The sequence below is a fragment of the Xanthomonas sp. D-109 genome, from assembly GCF_017746095.1.
Taxonomy (GTDB): domain Bacteria; phylum Pseudomonadota; class Gammaproteobacteria; order Xanthomonadales; family Xanthomonadaceae; genus Xanthomonas_A; species Xanthomonas_A sacchari.
On record NZ_JAGHWV010000009.1, the window covers coordinates 107,411 to 128,047 of the forward strand.

General features: G+C 70.3%; 15 protein-coding genes. 8 read left to right on the top strand and 7 right to left on the bottom strand.

Translation table 11 applies throughout. The annotated features are described in order from the left end of the window. Positions 1-9: 9 nt before the first annotated feature. Complete coding sequence (locus J7357_RS10085) at positions 10-648, bottom strand: response regulator transcription factor (RefSeq protein WP_048490880.1); 639 nt, start codon at positions 646-648, stop codon at positions 10-12. Between the two features lie 128 nt (positions 649-776). Here J7357_RS10085 and J7357_RS10090 point away from each other — a divergent pair, with 128 nt between their 5' ends. After that, on the top strand, positions 777-938 hold the full coding sequence (locus J7357_RS10090; RefSeq protein ID WP_209246120.1) for a hypothetical protein: 162 nt from the start codon (positions 777-779) through the stop codon (positions 936-938). Continuing rightward, positions 935-4,069 (top strand): ligand-binding sensor domain-containing diguanylate cyclase, encoded by a 3,135-nt coding sequence (locus J7357_RS10095; protein ID WP_209246122.1) that lies wholly within the window; start codon positions 935-937, stop codon positions 4,067-4,069. The genes J7357_RS10090 and J7357_RS10095 overlap by 4 nt, the downstream gene beginning before the upstream one ends. Before the next feature lie 16 nt (positions 4,070-4,085). Here J7357_RS10095 and J7357_RS10100 read toward each other — a convergent pair whose 3' ends face one another. The 3 genes from J7357_RS10100 to J7357_RS10110 are packed head-to-tail and all read right to left on the bottom strand — an operon-like array spanning position 4,086 to position 7,253. Further along, complete coding sequence (locus J7357_RS10100; protein WP_209246124.1) at positions 4,086-5,171, bottom strand: ABC transporter substrate-binding protein; 1,086 nt, start codon at positions 5,169-5,171, stop codon at positions 4,086-4,088. Then, the gene (locus tag J7357_RS10105) at positions 5,168-6,556 is read right to left on the bottom strand and encodes a sensor histidine kinase (protein WP_209246126.1); all 1,389 of its coding nucleotides are present in this window, start codon (positions 6,554-6,556) and stop codon (positions 5,168-5,170) included. The genes J7357_RS10100 and J7357_RS10105 overlap by 4 nt, the downstream gene beginning before the upstream one ends. Next, on the bottom strand, positions 6,549-7,253 hold the full coding sequence (locus J7357_RS10110; protein ID WP_209246128.1) for a response regulator transcription factor: 705 nt from the start codon (positions 7,251-7,253) through the stop codon (positions 6,549-6,551). Before J7357_RS10110 ends, J7357_RS10105 begins: the two co-directional genes overlap by 8 nt. 222 nt (positions 7,254-7,475) lie before the next feature. Between J7357_RS10110 and J7357_RS10115 the strand changes: the two genes are divergently transcribed. The 4 genes from J7357_RS10115 (at position 7,476) to J7357_RS10130 (ending at position 12,059) form a co-directional block, all read left to right on the top strand. Further along, a complete protein-coding gene (locus J7357_RS10115) occupies positions 7,476-8,666 on the top strand; it encodes a porin (RefSeq protein WP_209246130.1) in 1,191 nt (396 codons plus the stop codon). Positions 8,667-8,792: 126 nt separating this feature from the next. After that, positions 8,793-10,118 (top strand): CitMHS family transporter, encoded by a 1,326-nt coding sequence (locus J7357_RS10120; protein WP_209246132.1) that lies wholly within the window; start codon positions 8,793-8,795, stop codon positions 10,116-10,118. Positions 10,119-10,223: 105 nt separating this feature from the next. Continuing rightward, complete coding sequence (phbB, locus tag J7357_RS10125; protein WP_010344527.1) at positions 10,224-10,964, top strand: acetoacetyl-CoA reductase; 741 nt, start codon at positions 10,224-10,226, stop codon at positions 10,962-10,964. Between the two features lie 63 nt (positions 10,965-11,027). Further along, positions 11,028-12,059 (top strand): LacI family DNA-binding transcriptional regulator, encoded by a 1,032-nt coding sequence (locus J7357_RS10130; RefSeq protein ID WP_209246134.1) that lies wholly within the window; start codon positions 11,028-11,030, stop codon positions 12,057-12,059. 127 nt (positions 12,060-12,186) lie between these two features. Here the strand turns inward: J7357_RS10130 and J7357_RS10135 are convergent, their stop codons facing one another. Next, positions 12,187-13,533 (bottom strand): MFS transporter, encoded by a 1,347-nt coding sequence (locus J7357_RS10135; protein ID WP_209246136.1) that lies wholly within the window; start codon positions 13,531-13,533, stop codon positions 12,187-12,189. A gap of 299 nt (positions 13,534-13,832) precedes the next feature. Here J7357_RS10135 and J7357_RS10140 point away from each other — a divergent pair, with 299 nt between their 5' ends. Next, entirely contained in the window at positions 13,833-16,292 is a 2,460-nt protein-coding gene (locus J7357_RS10140; protein ID WP_209246138.1) for a TonB-dependent receptor, read from the top strand. A gap of 47 nt (positions 16,293-16,339) precedes the next feature. Further along, positions 16,340-18,259 carry an alpha-amylase family glycosyl hydrolase gene (locus J7357_RS10145; RefSeq protein ID WP_209246140.1) on the top strand — a complete coding sequence of 640 codons (1,920 nt, stop codon included), beginning with the start codon at positions 16,340-16,342 and terminating at the stop codon, positions 18,257-18,259. Positions 18,260-18,600: 341 nt separating this feature from the next. Here J7357_RS10145 and J7357_RS10150 read toward each other — a convergent pair whose 3' ends face one another. Both J7357_RS10150 and J7357_RS10155 read right to left on the bottom strand, forming a co-directional pair. Continuing rightward, positions 18,601-19,284: a type 1 glutamine amidotransferase domain-containing protein gene (locus tag J7357_RS10150; RefSeq protein ID WP_209246142.1), complete on the bottom strand. Its 684-nt coding sequence runs from the start codon at positions 19,282-19,284 to the stop codon at positions 18,601-18,603. A gap of 102 nt (positions 19,285-19,386) precedes the next feature. After that, entirely contained in the window at positions 19,387-20,631 is a 1,245-nt protein-coding gene (locus J7357_RS10155; protein ID WP_209246144.1) for a flavohemoglobin expression-modulating QEGLA motif protein, read from the bottom strand. Positions 20,632-20,637: the final 6 nt, after the last annotated feature.

Genomic DNA, 20,637 nt, shown 5'->3' on the forward strand with positions numbered 1-20,637 from the left:
CGATTCGGTTCAGGCCTCGCCTTCCGGCTCCAGCGCCTTCACCAGCACCGCGGCCTGGGTGCGGCTGTGGCACTCGAGCTTCTTCAAGATCGCGGTCACGTGGACCTTGACGGTGTTCTCGGCCAGGCCCAGCTCATAGGCGATCTGCTTGTTGAGCAGGCCGTCGGCCAGGCACAGCAGCACCCGGAATTGCTGCGGGGTCAGTTGCGCCAGGCGCGCGGCCAGCTGCGCGTCTGCCTCCGACCGTGCCGCGGTCAGCGGCGGGAACCAGGTGCCGCCGTCGAGCACCGCCGCCACCGCGATGCCGATGGTCTCGGCCGGCGAGGACTTGGGGATGAAGCCGGCCGCGCCGAACTGCTGCGCACGACGGATGACCCGCGGGTGATCGTTGGAGGAGATCACCACCACCGGCACGTCCGGGCGCTCGCCGCGCACGTGCAGCAGAGCCGAGAAGCCGCGCGCGCCGGGCATGGCCAGGTCCAGCAGGATCAGGTCGGCATCGGCCTGCGCGGCCAGCGCAGCGTCCAGGGTGGCGGCGCTGGCCGCTTCCACCACCAGGGCGCGCGGCAAGGCCTGGCGCAGCGCGTGCAGCACGGCGGCGCGGAACAGCGGGTGGTCGTCGGCGACCAGGATCGTCGGGGCATCCATGGGCGTGAGGCGGCTGGCATGACGCCGCGAGGCGTCGGGTGGGCGCGGACGGCGCGCAGGACATGCAGTGTACGTGTGGCGCGGAGGGATGCCGAGCGTGCGTCCGCGCCACCGGAGAGTTGCGCGCCATGACCGGCCTGCCGGATCTTGTCGGCAGCGCGCACCACGCGGCACCGCCCCGCACGCGCCGCGCCGGACAATCGCCCGGCATGCTGATCGCCAGTGGCAGCGGCAGGCCCGACTGCCGCACATTCAAGACCGACACCACATTGGCCGATAACACGGCGTGATCGCCTCCCTCTCCAACCTGCTGGGCCGCCTGCCGCTGGCCGCGTCCTGCCTCACCCTGTGCCTGGCGCTCGCGCCGGCTGCCTCCGCGGCCGTGGCGGCCGACGACGACGCCCTGCCCAGCAGCCTGGAGCACTTCGGCCTGGACGAGGGCCTGTCGCAACTGTCGATCAACGCCTTGCAGAGCGACGACCAGGGCTTCCTGTGGGTCGGCACGCAGGAAGGCCTGAACCGCTTCGACGGGCATCTGTTCCGCGCCTACCGGCGCGAACTGGGCAGCGACAGCCGGCAGAGCCTGCTCAGCAGCAGCATCGACAGCATCGGCTTCGAGCCGCGCGGCACCCGCCTGTGGCTGGGCACCAACGACGCCGGCCTGGAAGTGATCGAACTGGCGACCTGGCAGCACCACCGTCTCGACACGAAGCAGGGCCTGTCGCACAACCGCATCACCCAGATCCTGATCGATCCGCAGGGCGGCGCGTGGCTGGGCACCGAACGCGGCCTGGACCGGGTCGAGGCCGACCTGCAGCGGGCGCGGCCGCTGGGCGGCGATGCACCAGTGGTGGGACTGACCTGGATGCCGGACGGCACGCAGCCGGTGGCGCTGGACCGGCAATGCCGGCTGTGGCGGCTGAGCCGCGACGCACGCGAGGAGCTGCCGGCGCCGCGCGGGATCGACGAATGCGTGGGACTGCAGTCCGGGCCGGAAGGCCTGTGGCTGGCCTCGGCGCGCGGCGGGCTGTTCCAGCTCGATCCGCGCGGCGAGGTGCTGGCGCACTGGACACCGGCGCAGTTGTTCACCCGCGGCAGCGACCTCAGCGCGCTGATCCGGCTGCACGACGGCCGGGTGCTGGTCGGCACCACCAACGCCACGGTGACGCAACTGGACAGCGTGCGCCATGTACCGCAGCGGCTCAGCTTCGACCTGCCGCCGAACAGCGCCATCATCCGCTTCTACCAGGCCCCCGACGGCACCTGGTGGATCGGCACCTACACCGCCGGGCTGTACCGGGTGCGGCCGTTGTCGGCGGTGATCCGCAACGACGAGGAGCGCGTCAGCGACACCCACGACTGGTCCAGCAGCAGCGTACGCAGCATCTGGCGCGACGGCGAGCGCATGCTGATCGGCACCGACCAGGGCCTGCTGACCCGCGACAACAGCCACGCCGCCTGGCAGCTGGTGCCGGGGCTGGCCAGCCAGGCGATCCGCAGCATCGCCGCCGATCGCGACGGCTGGTGGCTGGGCACGCGCCAGGGCCTGTGGCGCCTGGACCGCAGCGGCGCGCTGCGACGCCTGGGCGGCCTGGCCGACGAGCACATCAACGATCTGCTGCTGGAAGGCGACACGCTGTGGGTGGCCACCCGCCGCGGCCTGAGCCGCGTGGTCGGCGGCCAGGTGCGCAACGATCCGCGCTGGGCGCCGCTGAACGGGCACACCCTGACCCGGGTCTACCGCGACAGCGAGGACACGCTGTGGATCGGCTGCAACGACTGCGGCGTGTGGCGCATGCGCAGCGGCCGTCCCGCCGAACCCTACCGCCCGCGCGGAAGCACCCTGTACCCCTCGGTGTGGTCGCTGTACGAACACGACGGCGTGCTGTGGGTGGGCACCTTCTCCGGCGGGCTGTACCGCATCGACCTCAAGCGCGACGTGGCGCTGCGCTACAGCGACCGCGAGGGGCTCAGCAGCAACGTCATCTACACCATCCTGCCGGATCCGCAGGGGCGGCTGTGGCTGAGCACCAACAACGGCCTGAGCGTGCTCGACCCGCGCACCCGCATCGTGCAGAGTCTCGGCCGCCGCGACGGCCTGCAGAACCAGGAGTACAACAGCGGCCGCGGCTACCGCGACGCGCACGGCCTGCTGTACTTCGGCGGCACCCAGGGCGTGGACGTGGTCGATCCCACGCGCCTGCCGCTGCGCAGCCCGCAGGCGCGCGCAGTGCTCACCGACCTGCGCATCCTCAATGCCGGCGAGGACCGCGACGGCGGCGAGAACCAGACCGAGAGCGACGTGGTCTACGCGCAGCGCATCGCTCTGGACCACCGCGACAACGTGTTCACCGTCGGCATGACCGCGATCGACTTCGCCGCGCCCGGCACCGCGCGCCTGCGCTACCGCGTCGACGGCCTGCAGAAGGGCTGGGTGTATCCGCAGACCGCGCACAGCGATTTCTCGGTCAGCCATCTGCCGCCGGACCGCTACACGCTGGTGGTGGAAGCGGCCGGGCGCGACGGCCAGTTCGGCGCCGCTCGGCGACTGCAGATCGAGGTACTGCCGCCGCCGTGGCGGCATCCGCTGGCCTACGCCAGCTACGTGCTGCTGGGGCTGGCGCTGCTCGGGCTGGTCTTGCATCGCGTGCGACGCACGGTCAACCGCGAGCGCGACATGGTGGAACTGTTGAACCTCACCGTGGCCGAGCGCACCCGCCAGCTCGAACGCGCCAACCAGCAACTGCTGCAGAGCAACGCGCGCCTGCAGGCGGCCACGCGCCTGGATCCGCTGACCCAGGTCGCCAACCGCCGCGAGCTGCAGGATTGGCTGGCGCGCGAATGCCCGGTCCTGCTGGCGGCGCTGGACGACGGCAGCAGCGCCGATGCGCTGTATTTCTTCATGATCGACGTGGACAACTTCAAGCGCATCAACGACGACTACGGCCACCAGGCCGGCGACGCGGCGCTGGTGCACTGCGCCGACCGCCTGCGCGGGCTGTGCGGCGAGCGCGATCTGCTGGTGCGCTGGGGCGGCGAGGAGTTCCTGCTGGTCACGCGCCTGCGGCGCGAGGACGCCGCCAGCGCCCTGGCCGAACGCCTGCGCGCGGCGGTGGCGACGCAGGGCTTCGCCCTGGCCGAGCGCGAACTGACCCTGACCTGTTCGATCGGTTTCGCACCGTGGCCGTTCGTCGCGGCGTGGCCGGCGCTGGGCGACTGGGAACAGAGCGTGGGCCTGGCCGACCGCTGCCTCTACGCCGCCAAGGGCGCCGGCAAGGATGCCTGGGTGGGACTGGCGCCGGGCGCGGCCCCGGACCGGCCGCGCCTGCACGCGCTGCTGGCCGGCGGCGCGCCGGAAGAACTTGGCGACAGCGTGCGCGTGCTGTGCTCGCCCGGGCGCCAGCCGGGCTTCGCGCGCTGAGCGCCGCCGCCGCGGCTCAGCGCGGCGGCGCCTGCTGCATGCTGCTGCGCCAGGCGTCCAGGAACTGCCGGCGCTTCAGCGCATCCAGGTACACCAGCAGGCCCGGGCCCAGCGCGATCGGGCGGAACGCCGCGGCCGCGGCCGGCCCACCCTGCGCGACCCCGCCCGGCTGCGGCAGGATCGGCTGCAGCCGCGCCTCGCGCGACAGCACCTGCTGTCCGCGCGGCGACAGCAGGTAATCCAGGAAACGGCGCGCTTCGGCCGCGTGCGGACTGTCGCGCGGGATCACCGCGGTGCGCAGCGCGACCAGGGTGTAGTCCTCCGGCTGCACGATCGCCAGCGGCGCGCCGGCGTCGATGCGCGCCTGCGCATACGAACCCAGCACGTTGTAGGCCAGCAGCAGCTCGCCGCGCGCGACCTTGTCCAGCAGCACGCCGGTGCGCTCTTCCAGCACCACGTGGTTGTCGCCCATCGCCGCCAGCAGCGCCCCGGCCATGCTGCCGAGCTGGCTGTCCTGGGTCGCGAACAGATAGCCCACACCGCTGCGTTCGACGTCGTAGGTGCCGATGCGCCCGCGCAGCGGCGATGCGGGCGCGCGCAGCAGTTCCAGCAGCCGGCGGCGGGTCCGCGGCACCTGCGCGGCCGGCAGCCGCGCGGTGTTGTAGACGATCGCCACCGGCTCGTAGCTGATGCCGAACACTTCGTGCCGCCATTGCGCCCAGGCCGGCAGCGCCTCGGTCTGCGGCGAGCGGTGCGCCAGTGCGTGGCCGTCGTTCACCAGCTTGGTCTGCAGGTCCATGCTGGCGCTGATCAGCAGATCGGCGCAGCGCGGGCCGGGGCCGGGATGCAGATAGCGCTGGTAGATGTCCCAGGCGATGGCGTCCTGATAGACCACCTCGGTGTGCGGATGCAGGCGCTGGTAATCGCCGATCACCGCGGCGAACACCTCGATGTCGGTCGAGCCCTGGATGCACAGTTGCGCGGTGGCCGCGCCCTGCGCCGGGAAGCGGCGCACGTCGCCGGGCGCGGCCAGTGCGCTGCCGGCGAGCAGAACGATCAGCAGCAGCGGCAGGCGGCGCAGCAGCAGCAGGGACAGGCTCATGGATGCAACCTCGGCAGATGCAGGCTGGCGATCAGGCCACCGCCCACGCGGTTGGACAGGTCGATGCGCCCGCCATGCGCTTCGACCACGCGCTTGACGATCGCCAGGCCAAGCCCGGCGCCGCCGGCGGCCGCGCCCTCGCCGCGCACGAAGCGCTCGAACACGCGCTCGGCCTCGGCCGCCGCGATACCCCGGCCGTGATCGGCCACGGTCACCACGCAGTCGCGCGCGCTGCAGGTCAGCGCCACCTGCAACGGGCCGTCGCCGCCGTACTTGCAGGCGTTGTCGATCAGGTTCTTGATCGCCTCGCGCAACAGCAGCGCATCGCCGCGCACCAGCGCCGGCTCGCTGGCCACGGCCAGTTGCACGCGCGGCCGCGGTGCGGCCTGCGGCACGGCCTCGTGCAGCGCCTGGTGCAGCACCTCGGCCAGGTCCACGCTGGCGTAGCGCTGCAGGTTGGAGCGGTGGATCACGCTGGCGTCGCTGAGCAACTGGTTGAGCAGGCGGCTCATGTGCGTGGCGTTGCGCTCGATCGCCTCCAGGCTGCGTCGCATCTCCTGCGGGTCGTCCTCGTCCAGCGCCAGTTGCGCCTGCGCGCGCAGCGCCGCCAGCGGCGTGCGCATCTGGTGCGCGGCCTCGGCCATGAACGCACGCAGGGTCTCGTTGCTCCCGGCCAGGCGCGCCATGAAGCGGTTCAACGCCGCCACCATCTGCTGCATCTCCTGCGGCGCAGTCGCGGCCACCGGCTTGAGTTCGGACGGTTCGCGCCGCGACAGCTCGCGTTCGAGCGTGCGCAACGGCCGCAAGGCGCGCGACACGCCCAGCCACACCAGCGCCAAGGCCAGCAGCGACAGCAGCGCGATCGCCACCAGCGCATGCAGCACCACATCCTGCGCCAGCGCCTCGCGCGCGCGCCGGGTCTGCCCCACCTGCACCCACACCTGGTCCTGCGCCGCCGCCGAGGACACCCGCCGCGACACCACCGCAAAGCGCACCGGCTCGCCGCTGTAGACCGCGTCGAACAAGCGCGGCGGCGCGCTGGCGCGCGGCAGCGACGGCGCCGCCGGCAGGTCGTCGTAGCCGGTGATGGTGCGCCCGCGCGCATCGAACACGCGGTAGAACACCCGGTCCTCCGGCGCCATCGCCAGCAGGTCCAGCGCCGCGTACGGCAGGTCCACCTGCCACTGGCCGCCGGCCAGCGCCACCGAATCGACGATGGACAGCGCCGAGGACACCAGCAGGTGGTCGTAGGAACGGTTGGCGGCGCGCTGGCCGTAGTCGCGCGCGACGAAGAACAGCGCCACCGCGCCGAGCAGCGATAGCGCGCCCAGGTAGCGCAGCAGCGTGCGCCGGATCGACGGCGCCGGCAGCGCGGCCTCAGCCATCGGCGTCCGCTGCCGCCGGATCCGATGGCGTCGCCGCCGCCTCCAGCTTGTAGCCGACGCCGCGCACGGTGACGATGCGCAACGGCGCGGCGGCCAGCTTCTTGCGCAGGCGCCCGACGTACAGCTCGATCGCGTTCGGCCCGGCCTCGTCGTCGAAGCCGAACAGCCCGTTGCCGATCTCGTCCTTGCCGACGACCTGGCCGAGCCGACCGATCAGGATCTCCAGCAGGCGGTACTCGCGGTTGGGCAACTCGATCGGCGTGCCGTCCAGGCTGACGCTGTGCGCGGCGTTGTCGAAGGCGAAGCCGCCGAGCTGCACCACCTCGCTGGCCTGGCCGCGGTTGCGCCGCAGCAGCACCCGGCAGCGCGCCTCGAACTCGCGGAAATCGAACGGCTTGCCGAGGTAATCGTCGGCGCCCACGTCCAGCGCCTGTACCCGGTCCTCGATGCCGTCGCGCGCGGTCAGCATCAGCACCGGCGTGGTATCGCCACGCTCGCGCAACCCGGCCAGCACGCGCAGCCCGTCCAGCCCCGGCAGGCCGATATCCAGCACCACCAGATCGAAACGCTGGTAGCGCAGCACCCCGGCCGCACTCAAGCCATCGCGCTGCCAGTCCACCGCATGCCCGCTGCGGCGCATGCGCCGCACGATCGCATCGGCGAGATCGGCGTTGTCTTCTACCAGGAGCAGGCGCATTGGAGGCCGGGAATAAGGAATCGGGAATCGGGAATGGAAACAGCAACGGCAGAAGCCTAGCGCATCCGGGAACGTGCTTTTTCGATTCCCCATTCTCGATTCCCGATTCCCCACCGCCGACAGGTCGTTGACAGCTACGCCCGACTAGGCTGCGTCCATGCCGGTCCGCGGCCGTTGTTGCCGGGCCGATCCAATCGCTGCGACACGCACCTGGGAGGGGACGTGGAACTGAAGACTCTGACATTGGGCAGCGCCTGCGCGTTGCTGTGCCTGGCCGGCTCGGCGCGCGCCGCCAGCGACGACGACGGCCCGGTGACCGCCGAGCTCGGTGGGCGCCTGCACTGGGATTTCGCCCACTTCGACAACGACAACCGCGGCACGCCCAATCCCGACGACACCGAGATCCGCCGACTGTGGCTGGACGTGTCCGGCAAGTTCTTCGGGTTCGGCTACAAGGTCGAAGGCGATTTCGCCGGGCTGCAGGACGACTTCAACGGCAAGGGCATCGAGGCCAAGGACGTCTACATCACCCGCAAATTCGGCGCCGGCACGCTCACCGTGGGCCAGTTCAAACAGTACTTCACCCTCGACGACCGCACCGGCTCCAACTTCGGCCAGTTCCTGGAGCGCAGCGGCGCGGCCAGCACGCTGGCGCCGCTGTACCGCAAGGCGGTGTCGTGGCAGGCCGCGGGCACCGACTACACCTGGGCCGCCAGCGTCTACAGCCTGCAGAGCATCGACGTCTCCAACACCCGCGGCCACGCGTTCGGCGGCCGCGGCACGTGGGCGCCAGGCGCGCGCGACGGCGCCGTGCTGCACCTGGGACTGTCGCTGGCGCACGAGCACTACGACCATCCCGGCGCCGGCGGCGCGCCGGCGCTGAGCATCCGCCCGCGCCCGGCCGGGCATCTGTCCGACGACAGCCGCGTCACCCTGGCGCGCTTCGCCGACGGCCGCGATACCGACGTGGACAAGTGGTCGCTGGAATACGCGCAGGTGCGCGGGCCGTTGTCGTGGCAGGGCGAGTTCAGCGGCGGATTGTTCGACGACGGCGCGCAGCGTGCCGACGTGATGGCGGCCTATGGCTTCGTCAGCTGGTTCGCCACCGGCGAATCGCGCCGCTACGACAGCAAGACCGGCCGCTTCACCCGCATCAAGCAGGTCAACCACAAATATGGCGCCTTCGAACTGGCATTGCGCTACGACCGCATGTGGGGCGAGCAGCACCGCGACGGGCAAGCCGACCTGCTCGACGCGTCCACCGCGTCGTGGACGCTGGCCGGCAACTGGTACATCAAGCCGAACCTGCGGCTGATGCTCGACCTGATCGACAGCCGCAACCGCGATCACCTGGCCGGGACCACGCTCGACCATACCCGCGCGATTACCGGTCGTTTCCAGTACGACTTCTGAGTCCTCCGCTCCTCTGCAGGAGCGGCTTCAGCGGCGACAGATCCTTCCGATGCCGGCCTGTCGCGGCTGAAGCCGCTCTTACAAACACCGCGACGCCTCTTCCCCCCGCACCACCAAGGAACTTCCATGCTGACCGCGCTCGGTTTCGGAATGGTCATTACCTTCATGTACCTGATCATGAGCAAGCGGCTGTCGCCGCTGGTCGCGTTGATCATCGTCCCGATCGCGTTCGCGCTGGCCGGCGGCTTCGGCACCGGCATCAACGAGATGATGCTGGAGGGGATCAAGAAGATCGCGCCCACCGGCGTCATGCTGATGTTCGCGATCCTGTACTTCGGCGTGATGATCGACGCCGGCCTGTTCGATCCGCTGGTGCGGCGCATCCTGCGCCTGGTCAAGGGCGACCCGATGAAGATCGTGGTCGGCACCGCGGTGCTGGCGCTGCTGATCTCGCTCGACGGCGACGGCTCCACCACCTACATGATCACCGTCTCGGCGATGCTGCCGCTGTACCGGCGGCTGGGCATGAACGCATTGAACATGACCTGCGTGACCATCCTCGCCGGCGGGGTGATGAACCTGACGCCGTGGGGCGGCCCGACCGCGCGCGCCGCCACCGCCCTGCACGTGGACCCGGCCGACGTGTTCGTGCCGCTGGTGCCGGCGATGGCGCTGGCGATCGCCGGCATCCTGGTGCTGGCCTGGTACCTGGGCATGAAGGAGCGGCGCCGCCTCGGCGTGGTGACGCTGCCCGGCGACGCCTGGATGGACGGCAGCGTGGCCGACGACGGCGAGGCGCTGCCCACCGTGGAAGACGCCGAGGACATCAAGCGGCCGCGGCTGCTGTGGGTGAACCTGGTGCTGACCCTGGCGCTGATGGCCGCGCTGGTGATCGGCGTGCTGCCGATGCCGGTGCTGTTCATGATCGGCTTCGCGCTGGCGCTGCTGATCAACTACCCGAACCTGGCCGAGCAGCGCCGCCGCCTGGTCAACCATGCCGGCAACGTGCTGTCGGTGGTGTCGCTGATCTTCGCCGCCGGCGTGTTCACCGGCATCCTCTCCAACACCGGCATGGTCGAGGCGATGTCGCGCAGCTTCCTGGCGGTGATCCCCGACGCCTGGGGCCCGTACCTGGCGGTGATCACCGCACTGGCGAGCATGCCCTTCACCTTCTTCATGTCCAACGACGCCTTCTACTTCGGCGTGCTGCCGATCCTGTCCGACGCCGCCAGCCACTACGGCATCACCCCGGTGGAGATGGCCCGCGCCTCGCTGGCCGGACAACCGGTGCACCTGCTCAGCCCGCTGGTGCCGTCCACCTACCTGCTGGTCGGCCTGGCCAAGGTCGACTTCGCCGACCACCAGCGCTTCACCCTGAAATGGGCGGTGCTGGTGTCGTTGGTGTTGATGGGTGGCAGCTTGTTATTCGCACTGTATCCGTTGGCCGCTTGAGCGCTGCCGGGAATGGGGAATCGAGAATCGGGAATCGCAACAGCGCCCCGCTTCTCACCATTCCCGATTCCCCATTCTCGATTCCCAACTCCGAAGGAGTTCAACGTGACCCTCAGAATCGCCTACGTCACCAGCGGCATGGGCAGCATCGGTACCGCGATCTGCCAGAAGCTGGCGCGCAACGGCCATACCGTGGTCGCCGGCTGCGGGCCGGACTCGCCGCGCAAGTCGGCGTGGCTGCGCGAGCAGCGCGAGCTCGGCTTCGATTTCATCGCCTCCGAGGGCAACGCCACCGACTGGGATTCGACGGTGGCCGCGTTCGCCAAGGTCAAGGCCGAGGTCGGCGAGATCGACGTGCTGGTCAACAACGCCGGCGGCAGCCGCGACATGCTGTTCCGGCAGATGGGCCGCGAGGACTGGCAGGCGGTGATCGCCAGCAACCTGCATGCGCTGTTCAACATCACCAAGCAGGTGGTGGATGGCATGACCGCGCGCGGCTGGGGCCGCATCGTCAACATCGGTGCGGTCAGCGCGCAGAAGGGCCAGATCGGGCAGATCAACTACGCCACCGCCAAGGCGGCGATGCAGGGCTTCAGCCGCGCGTTGGCGCAGGAAGTGGCCTCGCGCGGGGTCACCGTCAATACCGTCTCGCCCGGCTACATCGCCAGCGCGGCGATCAGCGGCTTCCCGCCGGACGTGCTCGACCGCCTGGCCAGTTCGGTGCCGCTGCGCCGGCTCGGCAAGCCGGAGGAAGTGGCCGCGCTGTGCGCCTGGCTGGCCTCGGACGAGGCCGCCTACGTCACCGGCGCCGACTACGCGGTCAACGGCGGCCTGCACATGGCCTAGGGCGCCGCGACGCGCGCCTGGCATACACTGCCGGTTCCGCTTCGTCCGTCGCGCCCGCTCCGCATGTCCGACAAACCCGAATCCGGCGCGCCCGCCGCGCGCCTGCAGATGGCCGACATCGCGCGCATGGCCGGCGTCTCCGAATCCACGGTCTCGCGCGCGCTGGCCGACAATCCGGTGGTCGCCGAACGCACCCGCGCCTACATCAAGCAGCTCGCCCGCGACGCCGGCTACCGGGTCGATCCGGTGGCGCGCAGCCTGCGCTCGCGCCGCTCCAACATCGTCTGCGTGGCGGTGCCGCTGATGCACGCGCACGAACAGCCGCTGTCGGACCCGTTCATGATGACCATGCTGGCGCTGCTGGCCGACGCGCTGACCGCGCGCGGCTACAGCATGCTGCTGTCCAAGCTGGACCAGCACCAGGACCACTGGGTCGAGGACCTTGCGCACAACAGCCGCGCCGACGGCGTCATCATGCTCGGCCAGAGCCACGAGCACGCCTCGCTCGACGCCGCCGCGCGCGGCGGCCTGCCGATGCTGGTGTGGGGCAGCCGCATCGACGGCCAGGCCTATGCCAGCGTGGGCAGCGACAACCTGCGCGGCGGCGAACTGGCCACCGCGCACCTGATCGAGCATGGCCGCCGGCGCATCGCCTTCCTCGGCGACGAGCAGTTGCCGGAAGTGGCGCCGCGCTTCGCCGGCTACCGGCGCATGCTCGACGCGCACGGCCTGGCGTTCGACCCGCGGCTGCACGCGCGCAGCCACTTCCTCAGCGAGGACGCCTACCGCCTGACCCGCGCGATGCTGAAGAAGACCGACCCGCCGGATGCGGTGTTCGCCGCCTCCGACGTGATCGCCCTGGGCGCGATCCGCGCTCTCATCGAAGCCGGCCACCGCGTGCCGCAGGACATCGCCCTGGTCGGCTTCGACGACATCCCCCTGGCCGCCTACAGCCAGCCGCCCTTGACCACCGTGCGCCAGGACCTGGCCCAGGCCGCCACCCTGCTGGTGGACGGCGTGCTGAACCTGATCGCCGGCACGCCGGTGGACTCGGTGGAGATGCCGGTGAGTCTGGTGGTGCGGGAGTCGGCTTGAGGGCTGGGAATGGGGAGTCGGGAATAGGGAATCGGAAAAGCGTTGGTCGCGCGCTGACGCTGAGTCAGCTGGCCTAGGGTTCTACATTCGAATTAGGGAGTTGGGAGATCGGTCAGCACGCAGAGTCTCAGCGCACGACGCCGCGCTTTTCCGATTCCCCATTCCCGGTTCCCCATTCCCGACGCTTCACCAACACCATCGCCACCGCCGCCGCCAGCATCAGCGCGCCGGCCAGGCGGATCACGTTGCGCGGGTCGCCCTGCAGCAGGCTGTCGTAGTACAGCGGCAGGGTCACGATCTGGATCAGCATCGGCAGCACGATGAACAGGTTGAACAGGCCCATGTACACGCCGGTGCGTTCGGGCGGGATGCTGTTGGCCAGCATCAGGTAGGGATTGCCCATCATGCTGGCCCAGGCCAGGCCGATGCCGATCATCGGCAGCAGCAACAGCCAGCGGTCGTGGATCGACGGCAGCACGCACATGCCGAGGCCGGCGGCGACCAGGCAGGCGGCGTGGGTGGCCTTGGGGCCGAACCGCCGCGCCACCGGCACCATCGCGAACGCGGCCAGGAACGCGACGAAGTTGTAGAAGCCGCCGATCTGCCCGTTGACCAGGCCGGCCTCGCGGAAGCCATGCGAATCGGCCGCGGTGGTGCCGAACAGGGTGGTCGACAGCGACAGCACGATGTACTGCCAGTAGCAGAACATCGCATACCACTGGAACAGCATCACCGGTGCCATCTGCCGCATCGTCGGCGGCATCTGCCTCACCGCGTCGACGATCTCGCGCAGCGTCGCCAGCGGCCCGACCGCGGCGCTGCGCAGGCGCTGCAATTCCGCCGCCGGCAGCACCGGCTCGCGCACGCTGCGCGCGGTGAGCAGGATCGAGGCGGCGGAGAACCCCGCACCGATCGCGAACGCGGCAATGGTGACGTAGGGAATGTGGTGGGCGTTGGCCGCGTCCTGGTTCATGCCCAGCCATACCAGCAACGGCGGGGTGACGTAGGCCAGGGTCTGGCCGAGGCCGGTGAACGCGCTCTGGGTCAGGTAGCCCAGCGGCCGCTGCGGCGGCGCCAGTACGTCGCTGACCAGCGCGCGGTACGGCTCCATCGCCACGTTGTTGGCCGCATCCAGCATCCACAGCAGCGCCACCGCCATCCACAGCGCCACGCTGAAGGGCATGGTCAGCAGGCACAGGCTGCACACCAGCGCGCCCACCACCATGTACGGCATGCGCCGGCCCCAGCGGGTCACGGTACGGTCGCTGAGCACGCCGACCACCGGTTGCAGCACCAGCCCGGTGATCGGGCCGGCCAGCCACAGATACGGCAGGTTGGCGTGGTCGGCGCCCAGGTAGTTGTAGATCGGGCTCATGTTGCTCTGCTGCAGCCCGAAGCTGTACTGCACGCCGAAGAAACCGGCGTTGAGCGCCAGCACGCGCGAGAGCGGAAGCAGGGGACGATCGGAACGCATGAGCATCGGCATCGGCCTGGACGGGTCGGGCACGCGGGAGGCGTGCCGCAGCGGCGGAGCGGAGTGTCGCCGCGCCTGCAATCGTTTGTAACGCTGCGCTGCACCATGCAGAATGCCTCGGTCTCTCAGAGATAAGGTTGGCGTAAGCGCCACTGGTGGATTTGCTGCACTGCAAATTGCAATCGATTGCGGACAGCCGTATCTGTACGCCGCCGCACCCACCGACCGCGCCGCGCCCTGCCCATTCCGGCAGCGGCGCGCCGCCACCCACTGCACCACTCGCTTCGGGAGAGACAGCGATGCATCACCCTTCGATCCGCCTGCAGACCCTGGCCCTGGCCGTCGCCGCGGCGCTGTCCGCACCGGCTGCGCTCGCGCAACAGGCCACACCCGCCGCTGCCGACGCCCCGGCGGCGCAGGGCGACGTGGTCAGCCTGGACTCGGTCTTCGTCACTGGCACCGCCACGCCCAAGAGCAAGCTCAAGTCCAGCGTCTCGGTCAGCACCGTCGGCGCCGAGGCGATCGAACAGTCGGCGCCGCGCAGCACCGCCGAGATCTTCCGCAACATCCCCGGCATCCGCTCCGAATCCAGCGGCGGCGAAGGCAATGCCAACATCGCCGTGCGCGGCCTGCCGGTCGCCTCCGGCGGCGCCAAGTTCCTGCAGTTGCAGGAAGACGGCCTGCCGGTGCTGGAATTCGGCGACATCGCCTTCGGCAATGCCGACATCTTCCTGCGCGCCGACTACAGCCTGGAGCGCATCGAGGCGATCCGCGGCGGCTCGGCGTCCACCTTCGCCAGCAACTCGCCCGGCGGCATCATCAACTTCATCAGCAAGACCGGCGATACCGCCGGCGGCAGCGTCGGCCTCACCCGCGGCCTGGGCGGCTACGACAACACCCGCCTGGACTTCGACTACGGCGCACCGTTCGCCGAGCACTGGCAGTTCAACGTCGGCGGTTTCTACCGGCGCGGCGACGGCGTGCGCGACGCCGGCTACACCACCGACAAGGGCGGCCAGCTCAAGGCCAACCTGACCCGGCTGTTCGACAACGGCTACGTGCGCGTCTACGCCAAGTACCTCAACGACCGCGCCGCCGGCTATCTGCCGGTGCCCACGCGGGTCAGCGGCAGCGACGGGTCGCCGCACTTCGGCAACATCGACGGTTTCGATCCCGGCACCGACACGCTGTACAGCCCGTACTTCCGCAGCAGCGCCACCCTCGATGGCGGCAACAAACCCTCGCGGGTGGAACTGAGCGACGGCATGCACCCGCTGTCGCGCGCGTTCGGCGCCGAGGCGCAGTTCGACATCGGTGGCGGCTGGACGCTGACCGACAAGTTGCGCATCGCCGATACCTCCGGCCGCTTCGTCGCGCCGTTCCCAGCGCAGGTCGCCGATGCCGGCGCGCTGGCGGCGAGCATCGGCGGCGCCGGTGCCGGCCTGCGCTACGTCGACGGCCCGAACGCCGGCCAGGCCTACACCGGGCTGGCGCTGCGCACGCATCTGTTCAACGTGCATCTCAACGACCTGGGCAACGCAGTCAACGACGTCAGCCTGGCGCGCGACTTCGGCAGCGGCGACGGCGGCAATCTCAACCTCAAGGCCGGCTGGTATACCTCGCGGCAGACCATCGACGTGGACTGGACCTGGAACTCCTACGTGCAGTCGCTGGGGCACCGTGCGCGGCTGCTGGACGTGGTCGCCGCCGACGGCAGCCTGCGCTCGCAGGACGGCCTGTACGCCTACGGCGTGCCGTACTGGGGGCTGGACAATACCCGCCACTATGACGTGCGCTACGACATCAACGCGCCGTACCTGGCGCTGAGCTGGGACCAGGGCCCGCTGAGCGTGGACGGCAGCCTGCGCTACGACATGGGCCGCGCGCGCGGCAGCACCGCCGGCGGCGTGCTGGCCAGCAATGTCGACGTGAACGGCGACGGCGTGATCGAGGCGCCGGAGCAACGTGTGGCGACCATCGACTACGCCAACCCCAAGCCGGTGCGCTACGACTGGAACTACCTGTCGTATTCGTTCGGCGGCAACTACATGCTCAACGACGACCTGGCCGCGTTCGCGCGCTACAGCCGCGGCGCCCGCGCCAACGCCGACCGCCTGCTGTTCGGCGTGGTCCGCGACGACGGCTCGGTCTCATCCAACGAAGCGGTGAACGTGGTCAAGCAACTGGAAGGCGGCCTGAAGTGGCGCAGCGGCGGCCTGAGCCTGTTCGCCACCGCCTTCGCCGCGCGCACCCAGGAGCAGAACTACGAAGCCACCACCCAGCGCTTCTTCGACCGCACCTACAAGGCGCACGGCCTGGAACTGGAAGCCGCGTACCGCACCGGCGGCTTCACCCTCAACGGCGGCCTGACCTGGACCGACGCCACCATCGACAAGGACCAGATCACCCCGGCCAATGCCGGCAACACGCCGCGTCGGCAGGCGCGCTTCGTCTGGCAGCTGACGCCGAGCTACCGCGGCGAGCGCTACCAGGTCGGGGTCAATGCGATCGGCACCACGTCGGCCTACACCCAGGACAGCAACCAGCTGAAGATGCCTGGCTACACCCAGGTCAACCTGTTCGGCGACTACCGCATCACCGATGCGCTGACCGTCTCGCTCAACGTCAACAACCTGTTCAACACCTTCGGCCTGACCGAAGCGGAGGAAGCGTCGATCGCCGACGCGGCTTCCGGCGTGATCCGCGCGCGCTCGATCCCGGGCCGCACTTCCAGCATCAGCCTGCGCTACGACTTCTGACGAGGACCGCACATCCGCGCCCCGCCCGGGGCGCGGCCAAGCCCCCCATGACCGCACCCGCTCCTTCCGCACTGTCCGCGCTCGCCCACACCCTGTGGCAGGCGCATCTGCAACCGGACGCCGCCGACGCAGTGCTGCCACGCCTGCAGCGCCACGGCGAACGCCTGCTCGCCCCCTTGCATGCGCTGTACGGCGCGCATCCGGCGTTCGCGCAATGGTTGCCGCAGTGGCTGACGCAACTGGCGGCCACCGCCAATGCGCGGCCGGCGGCGCTGCGCCAGCTCGATGCCGAGCGCGCCCCTGACTGGTTCGCCACCCCGGCGATGCTCGGCTACAGCGCCTATGTCGACCGCTTCGCCGGCACCTTGCATGGCGTCGGCGAACGCGTGCCCTACCTGCAGGAACTGGGCGTGCGCTACCTGCACCTGCTGCCGTTCCTGCGCGCGCGCGAGGGCGACAACGACGGCGGCTTCGCGGTCAGCGACTATGGCCAGATCGAGCCGCGGCTGGGCGACACCGCCGACCTGGCGGCACTGACCGCACGCCTGCGCGCGGCCGGCATCAGCCTGTGCGCCGACTTCGTGCTCAACCACACCGCCGACGACCACCCATGGGCGCTGGCGGCCAAGCGCGGCGATGCGCAGTATCTGGACTACTACCACCACTTCTCCGACCGCAGCGCGCCGGACGCCTACGAGCGCACCCTGGGCCAAGTGTTCCCGCACACCGCTCCGGGCAACTTCACCTGGGTGGAAGGAGCCGATGCCTGGCTGTGGACCACGTTCTACCCCTACCAATGGGATCTGGACTGGAGCAACCCCGCAGTGTTCGGCGAAATGGCGCTGGCGCTGCTGCACCTGGCCAACCTGGGCGTGGAGGTGTTCCGCCTGGATTCCACCGCCTACCTGTGGAAGCGCCCGGGCACCGACTGCATGAACCAGCCGGAGGCGCACACCATCCTGCAGGCGCTGCGCGCACTCACCGACATCCTGGCCCCGGCGGTGCTGCTGAAGGCCGAGGCGATCGTGCCGATGGCGCAGTTGCCGCCGTATTTCGGCGAAGGCGCCGCGCGCGGCCACGAATGCCACCTGGCCTACCACAGCACGCTGATGGCAGCCGGCTGGGTGGCGCTGGCCGAGCAGCGCGGCGACATCGTGCAAGCCGCGATCGCACACACGCCGGCGCTGCCGACAGCCTGTGGCTGGCTCAGCTACGTGCGCTGCCACGACGACATCGGCTGGAACGTGCTGCAGCGCGAAGCCGCCGGTGGCGATGGCGTGGCGCCGTTCGCGCTGGCGCGCATCGCCCAGTTCTACGCCGGCCGCACCGCCGACAGCTACGCGCGCGGCGAAGCGTTCCAGAGCAGCGGCGATGGCGTGCACGGCAGCAACGGCATGAGCGCGGCGCTGGTCGGCATCGCCGCGGCGCTGGCCGCCGACGACAGCGACGCACTGGAACTGGGCGTACGCCGCCTGCTGCTGCTGTACGCCGTGGCGCTGGCGATGCCGGGCATCCCGCTGCTGTACATGGGCGACGAACTGGCGCTGGGCAACGACGAGGACTATCGCCACGACCCGCTACGCCAGCACGAAGGCCGCTGGCTGCACCGCCCGGTCATGGACTGGGCACGCGCGGCGCAACGCCACGACACCGACAGCCTGCCCGGCCAGGTCTACACCCGCCTGCGCGGGTTGATCGCCGCGCGTACCGAAACCGTTGCACTGACCGCCGACCAGCCGCTGCGCGCGGTGCCACTGGGTAATCCCGCCCTGCTCGGCCTGGCGCGCGGCGAAGCGTTCGTGGCGATGTACAACTTCAGTGCGGAGCCGATTGCGGTGGAGGTCGCCGATGCGCTTGGAACAGGCGACTGGCACGCCATTGCCGATGGCGGCAGCGATCCGGCAACGCTGGTGCACTGGGATGGCATCCTGCCGGCGTACGGCCTGCGCTGGTGGCGGCGCGGCTGAGCCGAAAGCAGCAGCGGCGCCGATCAGCGCCGCTGCGTTGCATCTGCGCTTGCGAGTGCGTGCAGTCGGGACTGAAGTCCCTCCCACAGGCGCGCACCTGGCTGGCCCGCAGCGGCACATCTAGGCCTTGTAGGAGCGGCTTCAGCCGCGACCGGCATCAGTGGGAACGCCCGTCGCGGCTGAAGCCGCTCCTACGGATGACGGAGCAAGGATACGTTTAGTGGAGCGCTACAACGTCGGCTGTCAAAGCGACCTTCAAGCGCTGCGCCATCACCAGGAACCAAAGCGCGCCCGATACCGTGATGGCAAGTCGCCTTGCCATCATCGCGCTCGGTGAGCGCTCACTTCCCGCGCAGCATTCCCAGCAACGCCTCGGCCGCCGCCTCGGACGAAGCCGGGTTCTGCCCGGTGACCAAACGCCCGTCCTCGACCACATGCACGCCCCAATCGGCGACCTTGCTGTACTGGCCGCCCAGTCGCTGCAGTTCGTCCTCGACCAGGAACGGCACCACGTCGGTCAGGCCCACCGCAGCCTCTTCGCCGTTGGTGAAACCGGTGACGCGGCGGCCTTTCACCAACGGCGCGCCATCGGCCCCGGTCACCCGGCGCAGCACGCCCGGTGCATGGCAGACGAAGCCGATCGGCTTGCCGGCGCGCGCGAACGCTTCGATCAGCGCGATGGAGTCGCGGTCTTCGGCCAGATCCCACAGCGGGCCGTGGCCGCCCGGGTAGAACAGCGCGTCGTAGTCGTCCATGCGCACCGATGCCAAGATCTGCGTGCTCGCCAGTTGCTGCTGCGCCGCCGGGTCGTCCTTGAAACGCCGGGTGGCCTCGGTCTGCGCGTCCGGCGCATCGCTCTTCGGGTCCAGCGGCGGTTGCCCACCCTTGGGCGACGCAAGGGTCAGTTCGGCACCGGCGTCCTTGAACGTGTAATACGGCGCGGCGAACTCTTCCAGCCAGAAGCCGGTCTTGTGGCCGGTGTCGCCGAGGCGGTCGTGCGACGTCAGCACCATCAGGATCTTCATGCGGGTCTCCTCGTGAGGGGAAAGCGGCCATGCGGGGGCAGGCCGGGCGCCGCAGTATCGGCAGCCGCACATTCGCGGCGGGTGAGCGCGACGTGGCGCCGTTCAGTCCACCTGATCCATGCGAATCCGGTTGGCGAACAGCGAGAACGCCAGCATCCCGGCCAGGCCGCTGGCGCGCGCCACCCAGGTCGGCAACCAGCGCGGCGGCGCCAGTACGCCGGACTCGAACAGCGGCGCGAACGCGGCCACGTCCTCCAGCGCCATCTTGCCGGCGAACAGCCAGCGGCACAGCGGCAGCCGGTCGCGCTGCAGCGCCTGGCGGAAGAACGTGTGCACCGACACCAGGCCGCGCAGGTACACGGTGTCCTTGGTGAACGCGGCGCCGCCGGTGGTCGGCACGCCGCGGAACACGCGCTGCGCCGAGGAAAAGCTTTCCGCCGGCGATTGCCCGGCCGCATCGAAGTAGCGGAACACCTCGATGAAGTCGGCGCCGTCGCGGGCCAGCGCGATCGCCTCGATGCGCAGGCTGATCCGCTTCATCCGCTCGATGTCGATGCTGCCAGTGATCTGCTCGGCGAAGGTCGCCAGGCCTTCCTGGGTGGCGGTGGTGCGCGGCGAGGACAGCGCCAGGCTCGGCAACTGCGCCTGTTGCCGGCCGTTGAGCGCGGTCAGCGAATGCACCAGCGCCTCGTGGTGGAACAGTTGCGCGCGGTCGTAGTCGCTGAAGTGCGCGCCGGAGCGCAGGCGGATGCGCTGCGCGCCGGCGGCGGCCTTGGCCAGCAGGTCCGGATCCAGTTCCACCGTGATCACCCGCGCGCCGAAGAATTCGTCCAGATCGCGCTGCAACAGCAGGCGCAAGGCGGTGGCCGACACCGGCACCTGCTCCTCGGCCGAAAACAGCTCGCGGTCCAGCTCCTGGGCGATGCGGATGAAATGGCCGGCGGCCTCGCGGGTGGTGGGACCGTGGCCGGGCATCGGGTCGTCCGGCACGCCGAACAACTGCGCCGAGTACGTGCCCACCGCCGGCGTGCCGAGCGCTTCCAGCAGGGCCGCGGCCAGATCCCAGCTATGCACCGAGGCCTGCAGGTAGGCGCCGAGCGGATGTGCCGGATCGGCGGCCTCGGCGATCGCCGCCAGCTCGCGACGGGTGTCGGCGAAATCCAGCCTGGGGTAGTCCACCTGCGGCAGCTGCGGCTGCCCGCGCGCCACGCTCTCCAGGAACGGCGTCTGCAGCGCCACCGGCCAACTCGCCAGCGCCAACAGGCGGATGCCGCGCACCGCCTTGACCAGCCGCGCATCGAGCGCGGCGTGGTGGCGGATCTCGGCCGGCAGCGCGCGCTTGGCCACGGCCGG

Excerpts from the sequence above, each read along its gene's own strand:
- J7357_RS10105 (WP_209246126.1), bottom strand. The coding sequence starts at position 6,556 with ATGGCTGAGGCCGCGCTGCCGGCGCCGTCGATCCGGCGCACGCTGCTG.
- J7357_RS10145 (WP_209246140.1), top strand. The coding sequence starts at position 16,340 with ATGACCGCACCCGCTCCTTCCGCACTGTCCGCGCTCGCCCACACCCTG.
- J7357_RS10090 (WP_209246120.1), top strand. The coding sequence starts at position 777 with ATGACCGGCCTGCCGGATCTTGTCGGCAGCGCGCACCACGCGGCACCG.
- J7357_RS10135 (WP_209246136.1), bottom strand. The coding sequence starts at position 13,533 with ATGCGTTCCGATCGTCCCCTGCTTCCGCTCTCGCGCGTGCTGGCGCTC.
- J7357_RS10085 (WP_048490880.1), bottom strand. The coding sequence starts at position 648 with ATGGATGCCCCGACGATCCTGGTCGCCGACGACCACCCGCTGTTCCGC.
- J7357_RS10140 (WP_209246138.1), top strand. The coding sequence starts at position 13,833 with ATGCATCACCCTTCGATCCGCCTGCAGACCCTGGCCCTGGCCGTCGCC.
- J7357_RS10150 (WP_209246142.1), bottom strand. The coding sequence starts at position 19,284 with ATGAAGATCCTGATGGTGCTGACGTCGCACGACCGCCTCGGCGACACC.
- J7357_RS10100 (WP_209246124.1), bottom strand. The coding sequence starts at position 5,171 with ATGAGCCTGTCCCTGCTGCTGCTGCGCCGCCTGCCGCTGCTGCTGATC.
- J7357_RS10120 (WP_209246132.1), top strand. The coding sequence starts at position 8,793 with ATGCTGACCGCGCTCGGTTTCGGAATGGTCATTACCTTCATGTACCTG.
- J7357_RS10130 (WP_209246134.1), top strand. The coding sequence starts at position 11,028 with ATGTCCGACAAACCCGAATCCGGCGCGCCCGCCGCGCGCCTGCAGATG.
- J7357_RS10110 (WP_209246128.1), bottom strand. The coding sequence starts at position 7,253 with ATGCGCCTGCTCCTGGTAGAAGACAACGCCGATCTCGCCGATGCGATC.